This window comes from Pantoea sp. ICBG 828 (assembly GCF_002928355.1).
GTDB lineage: Bacteria > Pseudomonadota > Gammaproteobacteria > Enterobacterales > Enterobacteriaceae > Pantoea > Pantoea dispersa.
The window spans coordinates 720,903-738,344 of sequence record NZ_POWN01000001.1; the positions used below are offsets into that span (position 1 = coordinate 720,903).

Here is a 17,442-nt window from a genome sequence, read left to right on the forward strand (position 1 = left end):
CCAGCCACAGACGCTGGCATTTTTCTTTGGCGTCCCGCGGCAGTTTTACTCTGCCCGACCGCGCGCCAGCCACATCACGCGGCCAAACAGCTGATCGAGCAACGGCGGAATCGCCTGCGGCCCGCGTTCGGCCGCTGCCATCGCCACCGCAATCGCCAGTTCCGGCTTCGAGCTGTGATGAATGGCTTTGGTAATAATACGCCGCGCGTTCATCGGCACGTTTAACGGCAGGTGCGCCATCTGGTGATAGACATCACTAAAGCCCTGCTTATAAAGGAAGTGTTCGATGTCGGGCGCCGGGAACTGCGTGAGATGGTCGCTCTCCTGCTCATGCGGCTGTAGCTGGCTGCGCGCAGTGGCGGCATATTTTTTCCCGGCCTCGTCGCCGTCAGTCAGCACGTGCCAGGCAATGCCCATGCGGCGCGCATATTTCAGCAGCGGCTTAAGCCCGGACTGCGCAAACTCAATCACCTTCACGCCTTCCGCGGCAAAATGGTAGCCGCGCTGCCGCGCCAGCTCATTGATGATCCACACTTCGGTTTCACCCTCAACCAGCAACCAGCAGCGGGCAAACAGCGCCGACGGACGGTTAACGCGGATGTGAAAGCCGATACGGCGCGCCTCTTCGGCACTTAATCCTTCCGGCCCGATACGCCACGCCGCCACGCGATCGGGCTCGCGCACCAGTCGGCAGATTTGCTCCAGCGCCACCTGTGACAGCAGCTCGCCGGAGTTAGTAGTGGCGATTTTTTGCAGCGGCATCAGCGCCAGCAGATTCCACGCCACCGACAGCATGATGGGATGCAGCCGCGTTTCCGGATCCTCCACCAGCAGCAAGGGGCGCGCGCCTGCGGGCAGCGCATCGTTGCCGTGCGCCTGCAGCAGGAGCGAGAACATGCGCAGCAGAATCACCTGGCGACTGCGCGATTCGGTACCGGCGATCAGCTGATTGAGCTGATCGAGCGAACGCCAGCCCTGACTGCCGTCACGCAGCTCCGGCGCAACCCGCGCGGCGCCCGTGTCCGGTTGCTGTACCAGAAAATAGTGCGCCATCAGCTGCTGCATGGTGTGCAATCCCTGGCGCAACAGCTCGTCGCTCAGGGTTTGCGGCCGCGCCACCAGATCGCGCGTCAGGCTATGCATCTCCTGCGCCAGCGCGCTCAGCGTATCAGCGCGCCGCTGCGTGTCATTGTCACTATGGCGCGACCTCCGGCCAAAGCGCGCATCACGCAGGCGCAGCACCGGATAGTACGCGCGCAATTGCGCCAGCGCGGCGTCGGTGCCCGCCAGCGGCAGCACCTCGCCACGCGCGTCAATAAAGCGCCAGCGGGTTTTGGCTTCGCTGCCCTGGCGCGTCGCCAGCGTACTGAAGCGCAGGTAGCGCCCCGCGTCATCCTGCTGCCAGAACGGCGCAAACAGCACTTCATGCTCATCGCCCTGCGCGCGAAAGCGAAACACCAGCTGCAACTTATGCCGCCGGGCTTCCACCTCACCGGGCGGAAAATGGAAGTCCTGTTCGGTGAACCTATAGGGCTCAGCGGCCGGTGCCAGCAGCAGCGTTAGCGCATCCAGCAAACTGGATTTACCCCACGCGTTTTCCCCAATCAGCAGGTTGGTGTCGGTCAGCGGCAGCGACAACCGGTTAATGCCGCGAAAGCCGTGTATATCGATATGTTCCAGAATCATCGCGCAGTCCCTCCGTGCTTTGCCAGAGCATGGTCCGCCGCGCTGCGTTGGTCAAGTCGGCAGCGGGAGAAAAGGTTTACACTTCAGGCATTTTCCATTAGCGTGGCGTCTCGCAAAAAAGGACGTCATTTTTCATGTATACCGGACTGCTTATCATTCTGGTGCCGCTGATGGTGGGCTATTTGCTGCCGTGGCATCAGCCTGCGCTGTTGCAGCGCGTTAACCGCCTGCTGAGTTTGCTGATTTACGCCATTCTGTTTTTTATGGGTACCAGCCTCGCCTTTCTCGACAATCTCGGCACCAACTTGCTGATCGTGTTTAAAACCGCGCTGATTGCCGCGGGCGCCATCCTGAGCTGCTCGCTGCTGGCGCTGTGGCTGCTGGACCGCCGCTGGCCGTGGCGTCAGCAGCATCGCCAGCAGAATCTGCCGTCGCGCTGGCACATGGTGCTGGAGTCACTCAAGCTGTGTGTGGCGGTGCTGGCCGGTTTCCTGCTGGGATTAACCCAATGGGCGCCGCTGCGCCATGCCTCCACCCTGAGCGAAATTGCGCTGGTGGTGCTGCTGTTCCTGGTTGGCGTGCAGCTGCGCGGCAGCGGCATGACGCTGCGCCAGATAACCCTGAACCGGCGCGGCATGACGGTAGCGCTGGTATCCCTGTGCGGCTCGCTGGGCGGCGGCGTGCTGGCGGCGTGGCTGCTCGGCGTTTCGCTGTCAACCGGACTGGCGCTGGCCAGCGGCTTCGGCTGGTATTCGCTGTCCGGCATTCTGATGACCGAAGCGTACGGCCCGGTGATCGGCAGCGCCGCCTTCTTTAACGATCTGCTGCGCGAGCTGGCTGCGGTGTTGCTGATTCCGGTGCTGGTCAACCGCTACCGCAGTATGGCACTCGGGCTAAGCGGTGCCACGTCGATGGATTTCACCCTGCCGATTCTGCAGCGTGCCGGCGGAATGGAGATTGTGCCTGCGGCCATCGTGCACGGTTTTATCATGAACCTGCTGGCGCCGATCCTCATCGCCCTGTTTTCCGCCTGACGCGCAGCGCATTTTTTCACGCCCGCTGCGCTGCGGCTTCGTCTACGCTTTCTCTCTGACACGTTTTTTGCCATCCGACTGGATGGCCAACACCAGAAAGGAGCGAACGATGAAGCAAACTGTGGCGGCCCTGCTGGCCAAAACGCTGGAGAGCGCCGGCGTAAAACGCATTTGGGGCGTAACCGGTGACTCCCTCAACGGACTGAACGACAGCCTCAACCGCATGGGCACCATTGAATGGATGCCAACGCGCCATGAAGAAGTGGCCGCTTTTGCCGCCGGGGCGGAAGCACAAATCAGCGGTGAGCTGGCGGTGTGCGCCGGCTCCTGCGGCCCTGGCAACCTGCATCTGATCAACGGCCTGTTTGACTGCCATCGCAACCATGTTCCGGTGCTGGCAATTGCCGCGCACATTCCTTCCAGCGAAATCGGCAGCGGCTATTTTCAGGAAACCCATCCGCAGGAGTTATTCCGCGAGTGCAGCCATTACTGCGAGCTGGTCTCCAATCCGGAACAGCTGCCGCAGGTGCTCGGCATTGCGATGCGTAAAGCCATCCTCAATCGCGGCGTGTCGGTGATTGTGCTGCCGGGTGACGTGGCGCTGCAGGCGGCGCCGGAGAATGCGCGCAGCGAATGGTATCCGCCGCAGCTGCCGCAGGTGGTGCCGTCGGTCAGTGAACTGACGCGCCTCGCAGAGACGCTCAATGAAGCGAAAAATATCACCCTGATGTGCGGCAGCGGCTGCGCCGGTGCCCATGCGGAAGTGGTAAAGCTGGCCGAAACGCTGAAAGCACCGGTGGTGCACGCCATGCGCGGCAAAGAGCACCTTGAGTACGATAACCCGTACGACGTCGGCATGACCGGGCTGATCGGCTTCTCATCCGGCTATCACGCCATGATGAATGCCGACACGCTGGTGCTGCTCGGCACCCAGTTCCCTTATCGCCCGTTCTACCCGGCGGACGCGCGCATTATTCAGATTGATATCAATCCGGCCAGCCTCGGCGCGCACAGTCACGTTGATATGGCGCTGGTGGGCGACATCAAAGCCACGCTACAGGCGCTGCAGCCGCAGCTCACCAGCCACAGCGACCGTCATCACCTCGATCGCGCACTGGAGCACTACGCGGATGCGCGCAAAGGGCTGGACGATCTGGCGACCGCCAACGATAAGCAGGCGATTCACCCGCAGTATCTGGCCCAGCAGATCAGCCACTACGCGGCCGATGATGCCATCTTTACCTGTGATGTCGGCACGCCAACGGTGTGGGCGGCGCGCTATCTGAAAATGAACGGCAAGCGCCGTCTGCTCGGCTCGTTTAACCACGGTTCAATGGCCAACGCCATGCCGCAGGCGCTGGGTGCACAGGCCATCGATAAACAGCGTCAGGTGGTTGCGCTGTGCGGCGATGGCGGCTTCAGCATGCTGATGGGCGATTTCATCTCGCTGGCGCAGCTTAAGCTGCCGGTGAAGCTGGTGATCTTTAATAACAGCGTGCTGGGCTTTGTGGCGATGGAGATGAAAGCCGGCGGCTATCTCACCGACGGCACCGATCTGGAGAACCCGGACTTCGCCGCCATCGCCACCGCCTGCGGCATCAAAGGGATTCGCGTGGAGAAAGCCTCGGAGCTGGATGGCGCGCTGCAACAGGCGTTCGCCCACGACGGTCCGGTGCTGGTGGACGTGATCACCGCCAAGGAAGAGTTGTCGATGCCACCGCAAATCAAAGCCGAGCAGGCTAAAGGTTTCAGCCTGTACATGCTGCGCGCGATCCTGAATGGCCGCGGTGATGAAATCGTCGAGCTGGCGAAAACCAACTGGCTGCGGTAAAACGAAGAGACTTGCCGGATTAATCATCATGCGGGCGTTTAGCCCGCTTTTTTATGTCAGGAGAACAACGTGATCGATTTACGCAGTGATACCGTGACCCGCCCGAGTGCCGCGATGCTGGATGCGATGATGGCGGCCGAAACCGGCGATGATGTCTATCGCGATGATCCCACCGTCAATGCGCTGGAGGCTGAAGCGGCGCGCCTGAGCGGTAAAGCGGCTGCGCTGTTCTTCCCTACCGGCACCCAGGCCAACCTGGTGGCGCTGCTGTGCCACTGCCAGCGCGGCGATGAGTACATCGTCGGCCAGCAGGCGCACAACTACAAATATGAGGCTGGCGGCGCCGCGGTGCTCGGCAGCATCCAGCCGCAGCCGATCCTCGCGGCTGCCGACGGCACGCTGCCGCTGCACGACGTGGCGGCCGCCATTAAGCCGGACGACATGCATTTTGCCCGCACCCGCCTGCTGAGCCTGGAAAATACCCATCACGGCAAAGTACTGCCGCTGAGCTACCTTGAACAGGCGTGGCAATTTACCCGCGAGCGCCAGCTGGCGCTGCACATTGACGGCGCGCGCATCTTTAATGCCGTGGTGGCGCAGGGCGTGCAGCTGATCGATATCGCCCGCTACTGCGATAGCCTGACCATCTGCCTGTCGAAAGGACTGGGCACGCCGGTCGGCTCCCTGCTGTGTGGTGATGAAGCTTATATTGAGCAGGCGCGGCGCTGGCGCAAAATGACCGGCGGCGGCATGCGCCAGGCCGGCATTCTGGCGGCAGCCGGTCTCTACGCGCTGCAGCACAACGTGGCGCGTCTGCAGGAGGATCATGACAACGCCGCGTGGCTCGGTGCGCAGCTCAGCGCTATTGGTGTGGAAGTGGTGAGCCAGCACACTAACATGCTGTTCGTGAAAGTGCCGGCGGAGCAGGTCGCACCGCTACAGCGCTGGATGCAGGCGGGCGACGTGCTGCTCAGCGTAGGTCCGCAGACCCGCATCGTTACCCATCTGGATGTCAGCCGCCAGCAATTACAGCAGCTGGTGGCGCGCTGGCAGGCCTTTCTCCAGCCGTAACGCCGCAACGCGCGGCTACTGTGCCGCGCCGTATTTCGCCAGCAGCGCACGGGCGATGGCCAGCGTCTCGGCATCGGCTTCGCCACGGTAATCACGCGGGCGGAAATGCATCTGGAACGCCGCAATCAGTTTGCGCTGCATCTGCGGCGTTTGCGCAGCGGCAACGTCATAACCATAGCGCTGCAGCGCAGTCAGCAGCGCTGCGCACTCCACCGGCGCATCCGGCGGCTGGTTAGCCAGATAGCGCTGTACCGTGGCGGCATCCGGCCACGCTCCCAGCCCCTGCCGGGCCAGCTGTTGCCACGGAAACAGCGGACCGGGATCCTGCTTGCGCTGCGGCGCGATATCACTGTGCCCGACAATATTTTCCGGACTGATGCCGTAACGCTGGCTGATATCGCGCACCAGTGCGATCAGGGCCGTGATTTGCGCGGCGGTGAACGGCTGCCACTGCCGGCCGGTCAGCGTGCGGCGATAGCCGTCATTGACGATTTCGATGCCAATTGAGGTGTCATTAATGCGCGTTGCACCGCGCCAGAAGCTCGGTCCGGCATGCCACGCCAGCTGGTTTTCAGGCACCAGTTGCCAGATCACCCCGGCGCCGTTTTTCTGCGGCGGCTGCTGCGGAATCAGATAGTGCGCGCTGACGTTGCGGTCCGTCAGGGTCGCCAGCGACGAGGGAAAGTCCTCCGCCGTGTAGTGGATTACCACCACTTTGATGCGCGGTCTGGCCCCCTGCGCCGGGTGCGCGCTATCGACCCAATAGCCGTTGCGCGCTTCCAGCGTCGACTGGCAGGCGCTGAGCAGCAGCGCCATCGCCAGCAGTAACACCGCACGCATTAGCGCACGATCACCGCAGTACCGGTAACGCTCACCATCAGCATGCTGCTGTCTTTGCCCACGGTTTCGTAGTCAATATCAATGCCAACCACTGCATTGGCGCCCAGCGCTTTCGCCTGTTCTTCCAGCTCTTCAAAGGCGATCTGCCGCGCTTTGCGCAGCTCTTTCTCATAGGCACCGGAGCGGCCGCCGACGATATCGCGGATGCCGGCAAAGAAGTCGCGGAAAATGTTGGCACCGAGAATCGCTTCGCCGGTCACAACGCCGCAATATTCAGTGATGCTGTGCCCTTCCAGGGTTGGCGTAGTCGAAAATTTCATCGTTCTCTCCTGTGGTGATTCATGAGGCGATAGCTCGTACGGCGTAAAAGCACGGCTATACTCTATGCTAAAAATGGCGCTTTGCCAGTGAACAATAAGGAAATCGAGATGAGAAACAAAGCCTTTGCGCTGCTTGTTCCCGCTGCATTGCTGCTGAGTGCCTGTACCACCGTTGAGCCGGTGATCAAGGACAACGGGCCGCGTACCGCACCCTGCGTTGACGGCGGTCCGGACAGCGTGGCGCAGCAGTTCTACGATTTACGTGTCAGCCAGCCAACCCAGGGATTGCCGGACAGCACCACGCTGGCAAAATATCGCCCGTACCTGAGCGACAACCTGTATCAGAAACTGCTGCATGCCAGCAGCCAGAGCAACCCACCGGCAGCGTGGCGGCAGGGCGATCTGTTCTCCAGCCTGGCACAGGGACCCACCGCCGCTGACGTGGCCAGCGCCTCCAGCATTCCTAACCGCGACGCGCGTAACATCCCGCTGCGCGTGACGCTGAGCCGCGGCGATAAAAGCTGGCGCGATGAAGTGCTGATGATCCACGAAGGCACCTGCTGGGTGGTTGATGATGTGCGCTACGTCGGCGACTGGCCACACGCCGGTGGCGGCTCGCTCAGCCAGCTGCTGGAAGAGAAAAAATAGTCGCGCATTTTTTCCGCACTCAGCCGCAACCATTAGCGCGCCGCACCATTGCGGCGCCGCTAAGCTTCCGCGCAACAGCCGACGCTTACCCGTCAGCCCCTTTCCCCGCTGCCCTGCCCGATTTTGTGCTACGCTTTTGCTGTTTAATTGCTCTTTAATAAATTTTAACCCACCTCAATTGCATAACTATTCTGGTGACGTTAAGATTTGCGACACTAATTGCTATTCATTTTTTGCGCATGAGTATTCAACTAAACGCCATCAACTGTTTTTACGGCGCCCATCAGGCGCTGTTCGATATCAACCTGGCCTGCCCGCAGGGCGAAACGCTGGTGTTGCTCGGCCCGAGTGGCGCGGGTAAAAGTTCACTCCTGCGCGTGCTCAACCTGCTGGAGCTGCCGCGTTCCGGTAGCCTGCAGATTGCCGGCAACCACTTCGATTTCAGCCAGACGCCGTCCGACAACGCGATTCGCGAACTGCGCCAGAATGTCGGCATGGTGTTCCAGCAGTACAACCTGTGGCCGCACCTCAGCGTGATGCAGAACCTGATCGAAGCACCCTGTCGTGTGCTCGGGCTCAGCAAAGATGCGGCACGCGCGCGCGCCGATAAACTACTGGAACGCCTGCGCCTGACGCCGTACGCCGATCGTTTTCCCCTGCACCTTTCCGGTGGCCAGCAGCAGCGCGTGGCAATTGCGCGCGCGCTGATGATGGAGCCGCAGGTGTTGCTGTTTGATGAACCGACCGCCGCGCTCGACCCGGAGATCACGGCGCAGATCGTCAGCATCATTCGTGAGCTGGCGCAGACGCAGATCACGCAGGTGATTGTCACCCACGAAGTTGAGGTGGCGCGCAAAACCGCCAGCCAGGTGGTGTACATGGAGAACGGTCGCATCATTGAACAGGGCGATGCCAGCCACTTTACACAGCCGCAAACCGAGGCGTTTGCTCATTATCTTTCGCACTAAGTCAGGATGCTTCTAATGAAAAAAGTTGTACTTGCTGCACTGCTTGCCAGCCTGAGCCTGAGCGCTTCTGCCGCGCAAACCCTGCGTTTCGCGACCGAGGCGTCTTATCCGCCGTTTGAATTTGTCGACTCCGACAACAAAATCCAGGGCTTTGACGTCGATCTGGCCAATGCGCTGTGCAAAGAGATCGATGCGACCTGCACCTTTACCAACCAGGCCTTCGACAGCCTGATCCCCAGCCTGAAATTCCGCCGTTTTGACGCGGTGATGGCCGGCATGGATATCACGCCAGAGCGTGAAAAGCAGGTGCTGTTCACCAAACCTTACTACGACAACTCTGCGACCTTCATCGCGCAGAAAGGCAAGCTGGCGGACGTTGCGGCGCTGAAAGGCAAGCGTGTGGGCGTACAGAACGGCACCACGCACCAGAAATACCTCTCTGACAAGCACAGCGACATCACTATCGTGCCTTACGACAGCTACCAGAATGCGGTGCTCGACCTGAAGAATGGCCGTATTGATGCGGTGTTCGGGGATACCGCCGTGGTTAACGAGTGGCTGAAGCAGAACGCCAACCTCGCCGCGCTGGGTGAGAAAGTGACCGACAAAGCCTACTTCGGCACCGGCCTCGGCATCGCCGTGCGTCAGGGCAACAGCGAACTGCAGCAGAAGTTCAACGGCGCGCTGGATAAGATCAAAGCCGACGGCACCTACAAAACCATCTACAACAAATGGTTTCAGCAGTAATTTCTGATGAATGAAATGATTCCACTCGCAAGCGCCGCCGGCATGACCGTCGGCCTTGCCGTTTGTGCCCTGATCGCCGGCCTCGCGCTGGCGATGATTTTTGCTGGCTGGGAATCGCTGCGCTGGAAACCGCTGGCGTGGATCGGTACCGGGCTGGTGACGCTGATTCGCGGCCTGCCGGAAATTCTGGTGGTGCTGTTTATCTATTTCGGTGCCTCGCAGCTGCTGCTGACGCTGTCGGACGGCTTCCAGCTCAATCTGGGCCTGTTCACCCTGCCGGTGCAGATGCAGATTGAGAACTTTGATGTCAGCCCGTTCCTGTGCGGCGTGATTGCGCTGGCGATGCTCTATTCGGCTTACGCCTCTCAGACGCTGCGCGGTGCGCTGAAAGCGGTGCCGTCCGGCCAGTGGGAATCAGGCCAGGCGCTGGGCATGAAAAAGTCAGCGATTTTCTTCCGCCTGATTATGCCGCAGATGTGGCGCCATGCGCTGCCCGGACTCGGCAATCAGTGGCTGGTGCTGCTCAAGGATACGGCGCTGGTGTCGCTGATTAGCGTCAACGATCTTATGCTGCAGACCAAAAGCATTGCGACGCGCACCCAGGAGCCGTTTACCTGGTATCTGGTGGCTGCCGCGATCTATTTAGTGATTACGCTATTCAGTCAGGCGGTGCTGCGCCGTATTGAATCACGTACCACGCGTTTCGAGCGGGGGGCCTGACGCATGCTGGCGTATTTACCTGAGCTACTGAAAGGCCTGCATACCAGCCTGACGCTGACGGCCGCCTCGCTGGTCGCCGCGCTGCTGCTGGCGCTGCTGTGCACCATTGTGCTGGCGCTGAAGCTGCCGCTGCTCAACTGGCTGGTCAAAGGCTATATCACCCTGTTTACCGGCACGCCGCTGCTGGTGCAGATTTTCCTGATCTATTACGGTCCCGGCCAGTTCCCCAGCATTCAGAACGTGCCGTGGCTCTGGCATTTACTGTCGCAGCCGTGGCTGTGTGCCATGCTGGCGCTGTCGCTCAATAGCGCAGCCTACACCACACAGCTGTTCTACGGCGCGGTGCGCGCCATACCGGCCGGGCAGTGGCAGTCCTGCGCCGCGCTGGGCATGCGCCGCCGCGATACGCTGCGTATTCTGCTGCCGTACGCGTTTAAGCGCGCCCTCTCCTCTTACTCCAACGAAGTGGTGCTGGTGTTCAAGAGTACTTCGCTGGCCTATACCATTACGCTGATGGAAGTGATGGGCCACGGCCAGCTGCTGTATGGCCGCACCTACGACGTCACCGTGTATGCTGCCGCCGGTCTGATTTATCTGGTGGTTAACGGCCTGCTGACGCTGCTGATGCGCCTGGTTGAGAAGCGCGCGCTGGCATTTGAGCGCCGCAACTGATTGTCTGACGCGGCGCGAAGGAAAGCGCCGCGCCCTTCCTCACTGTATTTGATCATAGCGAAATAAATTTTTAATCATATTTATTGCATACAAATGCATTAACTGGCATCGTGTAAATCGTTTCGCCTCTGGCATGGTTTACAGGAGCCTTATAATGAAAAAATGGATTGTTGCGGCAGTGATGGCAACGCTGGCAATGAATACTTATGCGGCAGAGAAAATTCGTTTTGCTGCCTCAGCCACCTATCCCCCGTTTGAATCTCTCGATCAGAATAACCAGATTGTCGGTTTTGATATCGACCTCGCCAAAGCGCTGTGTCAGCAGATGCAGGCCGAGTGCACTTTCACCAACAATGCCTTTGATAGCCTGATTCCTTCGCTGAAATTCCGTCGCTATGACGCGGTCATTTCCGGCATGGATATCACCGCCGAGCGCAGTAAGCAGGTCGATTTCACCCAGCCCTACTACGCCAATTCGGCGATTGTCATCGCCCATAAAGGTGAATATAGCGACTTTAGCCAGCTGAAAGGCAAACGCATCGGCGTGGAAAACGGCACCACCCATCAAAAATACCTGCTGGAGAAGCATCCGGAAGTGATTGCGGTGGCCTACGACAGCTACCAGAACGCGATCCTCGACCTGAAAAATGGCCGGCTCAACGGCGTATTTGGTGACAGCGCAGTCGTCAATCAGTGGCTGAAGGCCAATGCGGATTTGAGCGCGGTCGGCGAGCATATTACCGACAGCGACTACTTCGGCACCGGGCTCGGCATTGCGGTGCGCAAGGGCAACAGCGCGCTGCTGCAACAGCTGAACAGCGCGCTGGCGGCGCTGAAAGCCAACGGTCGCTGGCAGCAGATCAATCAGAAGTGGTTCCCGGAATAAGCATTATGGAGTTGCGTGGCGCCGGGCCTGCCAGGTTCTGCACGTCCTCAGCGCAGCCGGGCGCTACGCGATTCCACCCTTACGACGCAGTAACGTCAGCACCTCGAAATGTGCGGTGTGCGGGAACATATCGAACAGCTGAACGCGGCTGATGTCATAGTCGGCCAGGCGGGCAATGTCCTGCGCCATGCTGGCGGGATTGCAGCTGGAATACAGGATGTAGTCCGGCGCCATGCGGCTTAGCCAGGCGCACAGTTCTGCACCAATACCGCGACGTGGCGGATTGACCAGCACCAGCTGCGGCACGCTCGTATGCCCGGTGGCAAACTGCGTGGAATCCAGCGCGGCAAAACTCACCTGCTCTAACCCCAGCTGCTGCGCCGACTGCTGCGCGCAGGCGATGGCTTCCGCACTGATTTCGATGCCGGTCAGCTGCATCTGCGGCGTGGCGCAGTGCAGGCCAAAGCCGCCAACGCCACAGAACAGATCCCACATGCTGTGCACTGGCAGTTCCGCCACCCAGTCGCGTGCCGTTGCGTACAGCGCAGCCGCCACCTGCGGGTTAGTCTGGAAGAAACTTTGCGGACGGATATACAGCGGCACGTCGTTGAAGCGTTCCGGCAGCGCCTGCTCAGGCGTCAGCGCCATCTCCTCCTCGCCCTCCAGTATCGCCATGTGCACCGGCTGAATATTGGCGGAGATCACCTGCAGCTGCGGCAGCTGCTGTTGCAGCCACGGCAGCGCGGCGCGCAGCTGCGCCAGTTTGCTGTGCGAGCGCAGGACAAAACGCAGCATCATGCCGCCCTGGGTACTCTCCGTCAGCAGCAAAAACTTCAGCTCGCCGCGTTTGCGCGCCACGTTGTACGGCGTCAGACCGGCACGGGCGATAAAGGGTTTCAGCACGTCGAATACCGCCGCGAAGCTGGCGGGATAGAGCGGACAGGCGCAGAGATCCACCGGCTCGCCGTCACGCGCCACCATGCCGAACAGCGGTTTTTCCACGCTGCCGCTCACCACCATCTTGGCTTTATTGCGAAACCCCTGCTGCGCCGAGGTGATCGGCGGCCGCCAGTCGGCGACCGGCATGCCGTCCAGCAGCTGCGTCAGTTGTGTCTGCTTGTCGCTCAGCTGTTGCGGATAGGGTTTTTCCAGCCACTGACATGAGCGACAGCGACCGGCCTGATAAAGCGCGCAATGCATGGAAAGGCCTGTATTGAGAATCGGGAGCAAAAACGGGGGCCGATTGTATCACCGGCCGCGGAAAAATGCGCGACTGCTGGCCGGCACAAACAGCAGCAGCAGCACCAGCACATCCGGCAGTTTCTGCAGCAGCGTGTGGTGGATAATCTGCGCGTTATTCTCGCCGGGAATGCTGAAAATCTCCGGATAGATCCAGCCCACCGACGCCATCAGCATGTACAGCAGCACCACGATTTGTGTGACCACGTAGCCCCAGCGCCCGGCATTACTGCCGCGCATCAGGGTAAAGGCACAGCGCAGTTCAAACAGGAAAATCAGCTGGCTGGCGATAAAAATTAGCGTGGAGTCCCACGCCTGCGCGCTGCGGTGCACGAAATTGGCGATTTCGTCATAGCCCAGCTCATTGGCCAGCATCAGCACGCTGATACAGCGCGTGGCGATAATGGCGCTGCCGGCAATGGTCACCGGCACGGGCGTGGAGGTTAACACCAGGTTTTTCAACGTTTCCGACATTGCGCGCGCTCCATAAGAAAAGGCTGACAGAGTCAGCCTTGCTTATATTGGCAAATGTTGCGTCACTCAGCCACGTTTTGCTTTCTGAATATCGCGCAATCGCTGTTTTTCTTCGTGCGCCATAAAGCGCCAGGCAATAAAGCCGACCAGCCCGACCACAAACAGAATCAGCGAGGCCAGCGCGTTGATCTCCGGATTGACGCCGCGGCGCACCGTGGCAAAGATCGCCATCGGCAGCGTGGTAGCGCCCGGCCCGGTGACGAAGCTGGCGATCACCAGGTCGTCCAGCGACAGAGTAAACGCCAGCAGCCAGCCGGTAATGATCGCCGGGGCAATCATCGGCACGGTAATCACGAAGAACACCTTCAGCGGCGTAGCGCCGAGGTCCATCGCCGCTTCTTCAATTGAGCGATCCAGCTCGCGCAGCCGCGAGTTGATCACCACCGCCACGTAGGCGGTACAGAACGTGACGTGCGCCAGCCAGATGGTCAGCATGCCGCGATCGCCCGGCCAGCCAAAGGTGTTGCCCATCGCCACGAACAGCAGCAGCAACGACAGACCGGTGATCACGTCGGGCATCACCAGCGGCGCGGTGAGCATGAAAGCAAAGCCGCTGTGGCCGCGAAAACGCCCGAAGCGCACGATAATCACCGCCGCCATGGTGCCGAGCACTACTGCCATGGTGGCCGACAGCGCCGCGATGGTCAGGCTCAGGCCAACCGCATCCAGCATCGCATCATCCTGGAACAGCACGCGATACCAGTGAAACGAGAAGCTCTCCCATACCGTCACCAGCTGCGAGCTGTTGAAGGAGTAAACCACCAGCAGCAGCATCGGCGCGTACAGGAACAGGAAGCACAGCGCCAGAATCGCGGTGCGCCACGGAGAGCGGATTACCGGTAGCTGATTCATCCCTTCTCCCCCATTTCACGGTTTTGATGTTTGTGGAACCAGACGATAGGCAGAATCAGGATCAGCAGGATGATCACCGCCAGCGCCGAGGCCACCGGCCAGTCGCGGTTGTTGAAGAACTCCTGCCACAAAATGCGCCCAATCATGATGCTGTCCGGTCCGCCGAGCAGTTCCGGGATCACGTACTCGCCCACCGCCGGAATAAATACCAGCATTGAGCCAGCAATAATGCCGCCTTTGGTCAGCGGCACGATGACGCTGAAGAAGGTTTTCAGCGGCCGCGCGCCGAGGTCCAGCGACGCTTCCACCAGCGAATAATCAATGCGCGTCAGCGCGGTGTAGATCGGCAGCACCATAAATGGCAGGTAGCAGTAAACGATACCGATATACACCGCCGTGTTGGTATACAGGATGATCAGCGGATGATCGATCACGCCAAGCCACATCAGGAAGCGGTTGAGGATCCCGTTGTTGTTCAGCAGTCCCATCCACGCATAGACGCGCACCAGGAACGAGGTCCACGACGGCAGGATCACCAGCAGCAGCAGGATGGTGCGCATAGAGGGCTTGCTGTGCGCCACCGCCCACGCCAGCGGATAACCGATCAGCAGACAGATCACCGTTGAGATCGCCGCCACCTTCAGCGAGGTGAGATAAGCTTCGGCGTACAGCGGATCGTCCGTCAGCGTCAGGTAGTTGCCCAGATTGAGCACCAGGTTGAGCTGGTCGTCCGCCCAGGTCACCAAATCGGTGTACGGCGGAATGGCGCGCGCAATATCGGCGAAACTGATCTTCAGCACGATGAGGAACGGCAGCATAAACAGCAGGATTAGCCACAGATAAGGCAGCGCGATCACCAGCTTGCGACCGTGCTGCATTTTCATGCGCGTGCCCCAGCGCTGCAGCGGTGTGCCCGCCACCTCCGGCTCGCTGCGTTGAGAAATCTGGCTCATAGCGCCTCCTTAAACCGTCAGGACCACACAGCTGTCGGCATCCCAGCACAGGCGCACTTCATCGCCCCAGGTGGGCGCGCCTTTCCGGTAGCGATGCGCATTCTGCAGCTGGGCGCTGATCATCTGGCCGCTGCGCAGCCGTACGTGGTAAATCGACAGATCGCCGAGATAGGCGATGTGCACCACTTCGCCGACGGCAAAGTTGCAGCCGTCGGCCGGCACCTCGTCGCACAGCATGACTTTTTCCGGCCGCAGCGCCACGTGCACCGGCACGTTGTCGACAATCGACACATCGGTCTGCACCTTGAGCGGATGCATCAGCCCCGGACTGTCGATCACCACGCCCTCGTCGCGGCGTTCGCGCAGCAGGCCATCAAACACATTCACCGAGCCGATGAATTCGGCGCTGTAGCGGCTGGTCGGGTGCTCGTAAATCTCTTCCGGCTCGCCGATCTGCACAAATTTACCGCGGTTCATGATGGCGATGCGGCCCGCCATGGTCATGGCTTCTTCCTGATCGTGGGTCACCATCACGCAGGTAGCGCCTACACGCTCCAGAATATCCACCACTTCGTGCTGCATGCGGTCACGCAGTTTTTTATCCAGCGCGCCCATCGGTTCGTCGAGCAGCAGAAGCTTGGGACGTTTCGCCAGGCTACGCGCCAGCGCCACGCGCTGACGCTGGCCGCCAGAAAGCTGGTGCGGCTTACGTTTGGCGTACTCTTCCATATGCACCAGCGCCAGCATCTCTGCCACCCGGCTGCTGATTTCGCCTTTCGGCAGTTTGTCCTGCTTCAGGCCAAAAGCGATGTTCTGTTCCACCGTCATGTGCGGAAACAGCGCGTACGACTGGAACATCATGTTAATGGGCCGCTGATACGGCGGCACATGGGACAGATCCTGACCATCCAGCACAATCTGACCGCTGCTGGGAATTTCAAAGCCGGCCAGCATCCGCAGCAGCGTGGACTTGCCACAGCCGGAAGCGCCCAGCAGTGCGAAAATTTCGCCTTTGTAAATGGTCAGGCTGACATCATCCACGGCGTGCTGGCCGTCAAACGATTTCGTCAGGTTGCGGATTTCCAGCAGCGGCGTTAACGCCTTAGCCGTTTTATTTTGGGGGCGGGGAATCGCGTCGTTCACTCACATGTCTCCGGCGCTAAGCGGGATAGCGCGGCACAGCCAGCCGCTAAATGACACAACAGAGGCCAGCACCGCGCCTCTGTTGTCGTTTACCGATAAGGGAATCCGTTCAGAACGAATTACTTACCACTTTTTACTTTAGTCCATGCACGGGTACGCGCACGATCCAGTTTCGGATCCTGGACCTTGAGCACAAACAGTTTGGCCATCGCTTCCGGCGTCGGGAAGATACCCGGATTGTTGCGCACATCCGCATTGATCAGCGGCAGCGACGCTTTGTTGCCGTTGGCGTAGTTCATCTTGTTGGAGACGTCGGCAATCACTTTCGGATCCATGATGTAGTTCAGCCACTGATAAGCCGCATCCAGATTTTTCGCGTCTTTTGGAATGGCCATCATGTCGAAGAATGCCAGCGCGCCCTCTTTCGGTACGCTGTAACCGAGATGGACACCGTTGTTGGCTTTCACCGCGCGATCTTTTGCCTGCAGAATATCGCCAGACCAGCCGATGGCGACGCAGATGTTGCCGTTGGCGAGGTCATTGATGTACTGCGAAGAGTGGAAGTAGCGGATATTCGGCCGCAGCTTCAGCAGCAGATCGGTCGCCGCACCGGTGTAATCTTTCGCGTCAGAGCTGTTCGGATCTTTGCCGAGGTAGTTCAGCACGGTGGCAAAAATCTCTTCTGGCGCATCGAGGAACGAAACGCCGCAGCTCTTCAGTTTTTCCAGGTTTTCCGGCTTCAGCACCAGATCCCAGCTGTTCACCGGCGCATCGGCGCCCAGTGCCGCTTTGACTTTATCGATGTTATAGCCAATACCGGTGGTGCCCCACAGGTAAGGAATGGCGTATTTGTTACCCGGATCGTGCTGGGCCACTTTCGCCATCAGATCGGGATCGAGATTTTTATAGTTAGGCAGCTTGCTCTTATCCAGCTCCTGGAACACACCAGACTGCAGCTGACGTGCGAGGAAGCTCGACGACGGTACCACCACGTCATAGCCGGTACTGCCAGCCATCAGTTTGCCTTCCAGCACTTCGTTGGAGTCAAACACGTCGTAGACCACTTTGATGCCGGTCTGCTTTTCAAAATTGGGCACGGTGTCGGCCGAAATATAATCGGACCAGTTATAAACGTGCAGCGTTTTATCCTCTGCCTGAGCGCCCACGGCCGCAGCCATCAGCACACCTGCAACCACACCTGACAACCATTTTTTTGACTGGTTGATCATGTTTTTCTTCCTCCTGAGCGGGTCATCACAACGCTGCATACACGCGATCCGGTCGTTGCGTTGTCTGTT

General features: G+C 59.8%; 18 protein-coding genes. 9 read left to right on the forward strand and 9 right to left on the reverse strand.

The genetic code is table 11. The features are described from left to right. Positions 1 to 45 precede the first annotated feature (45 nt). A complete protein-coding gene (locus C1Y43_RS03425) occupies positions 46 to 1,686 on the reverse strand; it encodes an ATP-dependent endonuclease (protein WP_104187005.1) in 1,641 nt (546 codons plus the stop codon). A 134-nt stretch (positions 1,687 to 1,820) separates the two neighbouring features. Here C1Y43_RS03425 and C1Y43_RS03430 point away from each other — a divergent pair, with 134 nt between their 5' ends. The 3 genes from C1Y43_RS03430 (at position 1,821) to ltaE (ending at position 5,622) form a co-directional block, all read left to right on the forward strand. After that, entirely contained in the window at positions 1,821 to 2,720 is a 900-nt protein-coding gene (locus C1Y43_RS03430; RefSeq protein WP_021508365.1) for a lysine exporter LysO family protein, read from the forward strand. A gap of 109 nt (positions 2,721 to 2,829) precedes the next feature. Further along, the gene (gene poxB, locus C1Y43_RS03435) at positions 2,830 to 4,551 is read left to right on the forward strand and encodes a ubiquinone-dependent pyruvate dehydrogenase (RefSeq protein WP_021508366.1); all 1,722 of its coding nucleotides are present in this window, start codon (positions 2,830 to 2,832) and stop codon (positions 4,549 to 4,551) included. A 69-nt stretch (positions 4,552 to 4,620) separates the two neighbouring features. Then, positions 4,621 to 5,622 carry a low-specificity L-threonine aldolase gene (ltaE, locus tag C1Y43_RS03440; RefSeq protein WP_021508367.1) on the forward strand — a complete coding sequence of 334 codons (1,002 nt, stop codon included), beginning with the start codon at positions 4,621 to 4,623 and terminating at the stop codon, positions 5,620 to 5,622. A 15-nt stretch (positions 5,623 to 5,637) separates the two neighbouring features. Here ltaE and C1Y43_RS03445 read toward each other — a convergent pair whose 3' ends face one another. Both C1Y43_RS03445 and C1Y43_RS03450 read right to left on the reverse strand, forming a co-directional pair. After that, complete coding sequence (locus C1Y43_RS03445; protein ID WP_104187007.1) at positions 5,638 to 6,462, reverse strand: N-acetylmuramoyl-L-alanine amidase; 825 nt, start codon at positions 6,460 to 6,462, stop codon at positions 5,638 to 5,640. Then, complete coding sequence (locus C1Y43_RS03450; protein ID WP_058757780.1) at positions 6,462 to 6,782, reverse strand: heavy metal-binding domain-containing protein; 321 nt, start codon at positions 6,780 to 6,782, stop codon at positions 6,462 to 6,464. The genes C1Y43_RS03445 and C1Y43_RS03450 overlap by 1 nt, the downstream gene beginning before the upstream one ends. Positions 6,783 to 6,890: 108 nt before the next feature. Here C1Y43_RS03450 and C1Y43_RS03455 point away from each other — a divergent pair, with 108 nt between their 5' ends. The 6 genes from C1Y43_RS03455 (at position 6,891) to C1Y43_RS03480 (ending at position 11,423) form a co-directional block, all read left to right on the forward strand. Then, positions 6,891 to 7,430, forward strand: coding sequence for a lipoprotein (locus C1Y43_RS03455; protein WP_021508370.1), 540 nt, complete (start codon positions 6,891 to 6,893; stop codon positions 7,428 to 7,430). A 239-nt stretch (positions 7,431 to 7,669) separates the two neighbouring features. Continuing rightward, entirely contained in the window at positions 7,670 to 8,398 is a 729-nt protein-coding gene (gene artP, locus C1Y43_RS03460) for an arginine ABC transporter ATP-binding protein ArtP (protein ID WP_058757781.1), read from the forward strand. Between the two features lie 15 nt (positions 8,399 to 8,413). Continuing rightward, positions 8,414 to 9,145 (forward strand): arginine ABC transporter substrate-binding protein, encoded by a 732-nt coding sequence (gene artJ, locus C1Y43_RS03465; protein WP_021508372.1) that lies wholly within the window; start codon positions 8,414 to 8,416, stop codon positions 9,143 to 9,145. 6 nt (positions 9,146 to 9,151) lie between these two features. Continuing rightward, on the forward strand, positions 9,152 to 9,865 hold the full coding sequence (artQ, locus tag C1Y43_RS03470) for an arginine ABC transporter permease ArtQ (protein ID WP_021508373.1): 714 nt from the start codon (positions 9,152 to 9,154) through the stop codon (positions 9,863 to 9,865). Between the two features lie 3 nt (positions 9,866 to 9,868). Next, on the forward strand, positions 9,869 to 10,537 hold the full coding sequence (gene artM / locus C1Y43_RS03475; RefSeq protein ID WP_021508374.1) for an arginine ABC transporter permease ArtM: 669 nt from the start codon (positions 9,869 to 9,871) through the stop codon (positions 10,535 to 10,537). 154 nt (positions 10,538 to 10,691) lie between these two features. After that, positions 10,692 to 11,423: an arginine ABC transporter substrate-binding protein gene (locus tag C1Y43_RS03480; protein WP_104187008.1), complete on the forward strand. Its 732-nt coding sequence runs from the start codon at positions 10,692 to 10,694 to the stop codon at positions 11,421 to 11,423. A 63-nt stretch (positions 11,424 to 11,486) separates the two neighbouring features. On the opposite strand, the gene rlmC is transcribed toward C1Y43_RS03480, so the two are convergent. The 6 genes from rlmC to potF form a co-directional block, all read right to left on the reverse strand. Further along, entirely contained in the window at positions 11,487 to 12,623 is a 1,137-nt protein-coding gene (gene rlmC / locus C1Y43_RS03485; RefSeq protein ID WP_104187010.1) for a 23S rRNA (uracil(747)-C(5))-methyltransferase RlmC, read from the reverse strand. A 48-nt stretch (positions 12,624 to 12,671) separates the two neighbouring features. Continuing rightward, entirely contained in the window at positions 12,672 to 13,136 is a 465-nt protein-coding gene (locus C1Y43_RS03490; protein ID WP_104092757.1) for a YbjO family protein, read from the reverse strand. A gap of 66 nt (positions 13,137 to 13,202) precedes the next feature. Continuing rightward, complete coding sequence (gene potI, locus C1Y43_RS03495; RefSeq protein WP_058757786.1) at positions 13,203 to 14,048, reverse strand: putrescine ABC transporter permease PotI; 846 nt, start codon at positions 14,046 to 14,048, stop codon at positions 13,203 to 13,205. Further along, entirely contained in the window at positions 14,045 to 15,001 is a 957-nt protein-coding gene (gene potH / locus C1Y43_RS03500) for a putrescine ABC transporter permease PotH (RefSeq protein ID WP_021508379.1), read from the reverse strand. The genes potI and potH overlap by 4 nt, the downstream gene beginning before the upstream one ends. A 9-nt stretch (positions 15,002 to 15,010) precedes the next feature. Then, positions 15,011 to 16,144, reverse strand: a complete 1,134-nt coding sequence (gene potG, locus C1Y43_RS03505; protein WP_021508380.1) for a putrescine ABC transporter ATP-binding subunit PotG — start codon at positions 16,142 to 16,144, stop codon at positions 15,011 to 15,013. A gap of 119 nt (positions 16,145 to 16,263) precedes the next feature. Continuing rightward, a complete protein-coding gene (potF, locus tag C1Y43_RS03510; protein WP_104187011.1) occupies positions 16,264 to 17,373 on the reverse strand; it encodes a spermidine/putrescine ABC transporter substrate-binding protein PotF in 1,110 nt (369 codons plus the stop codon). Positions 17,374 to 17,442 lie beyond the last annotated feature (69 nt).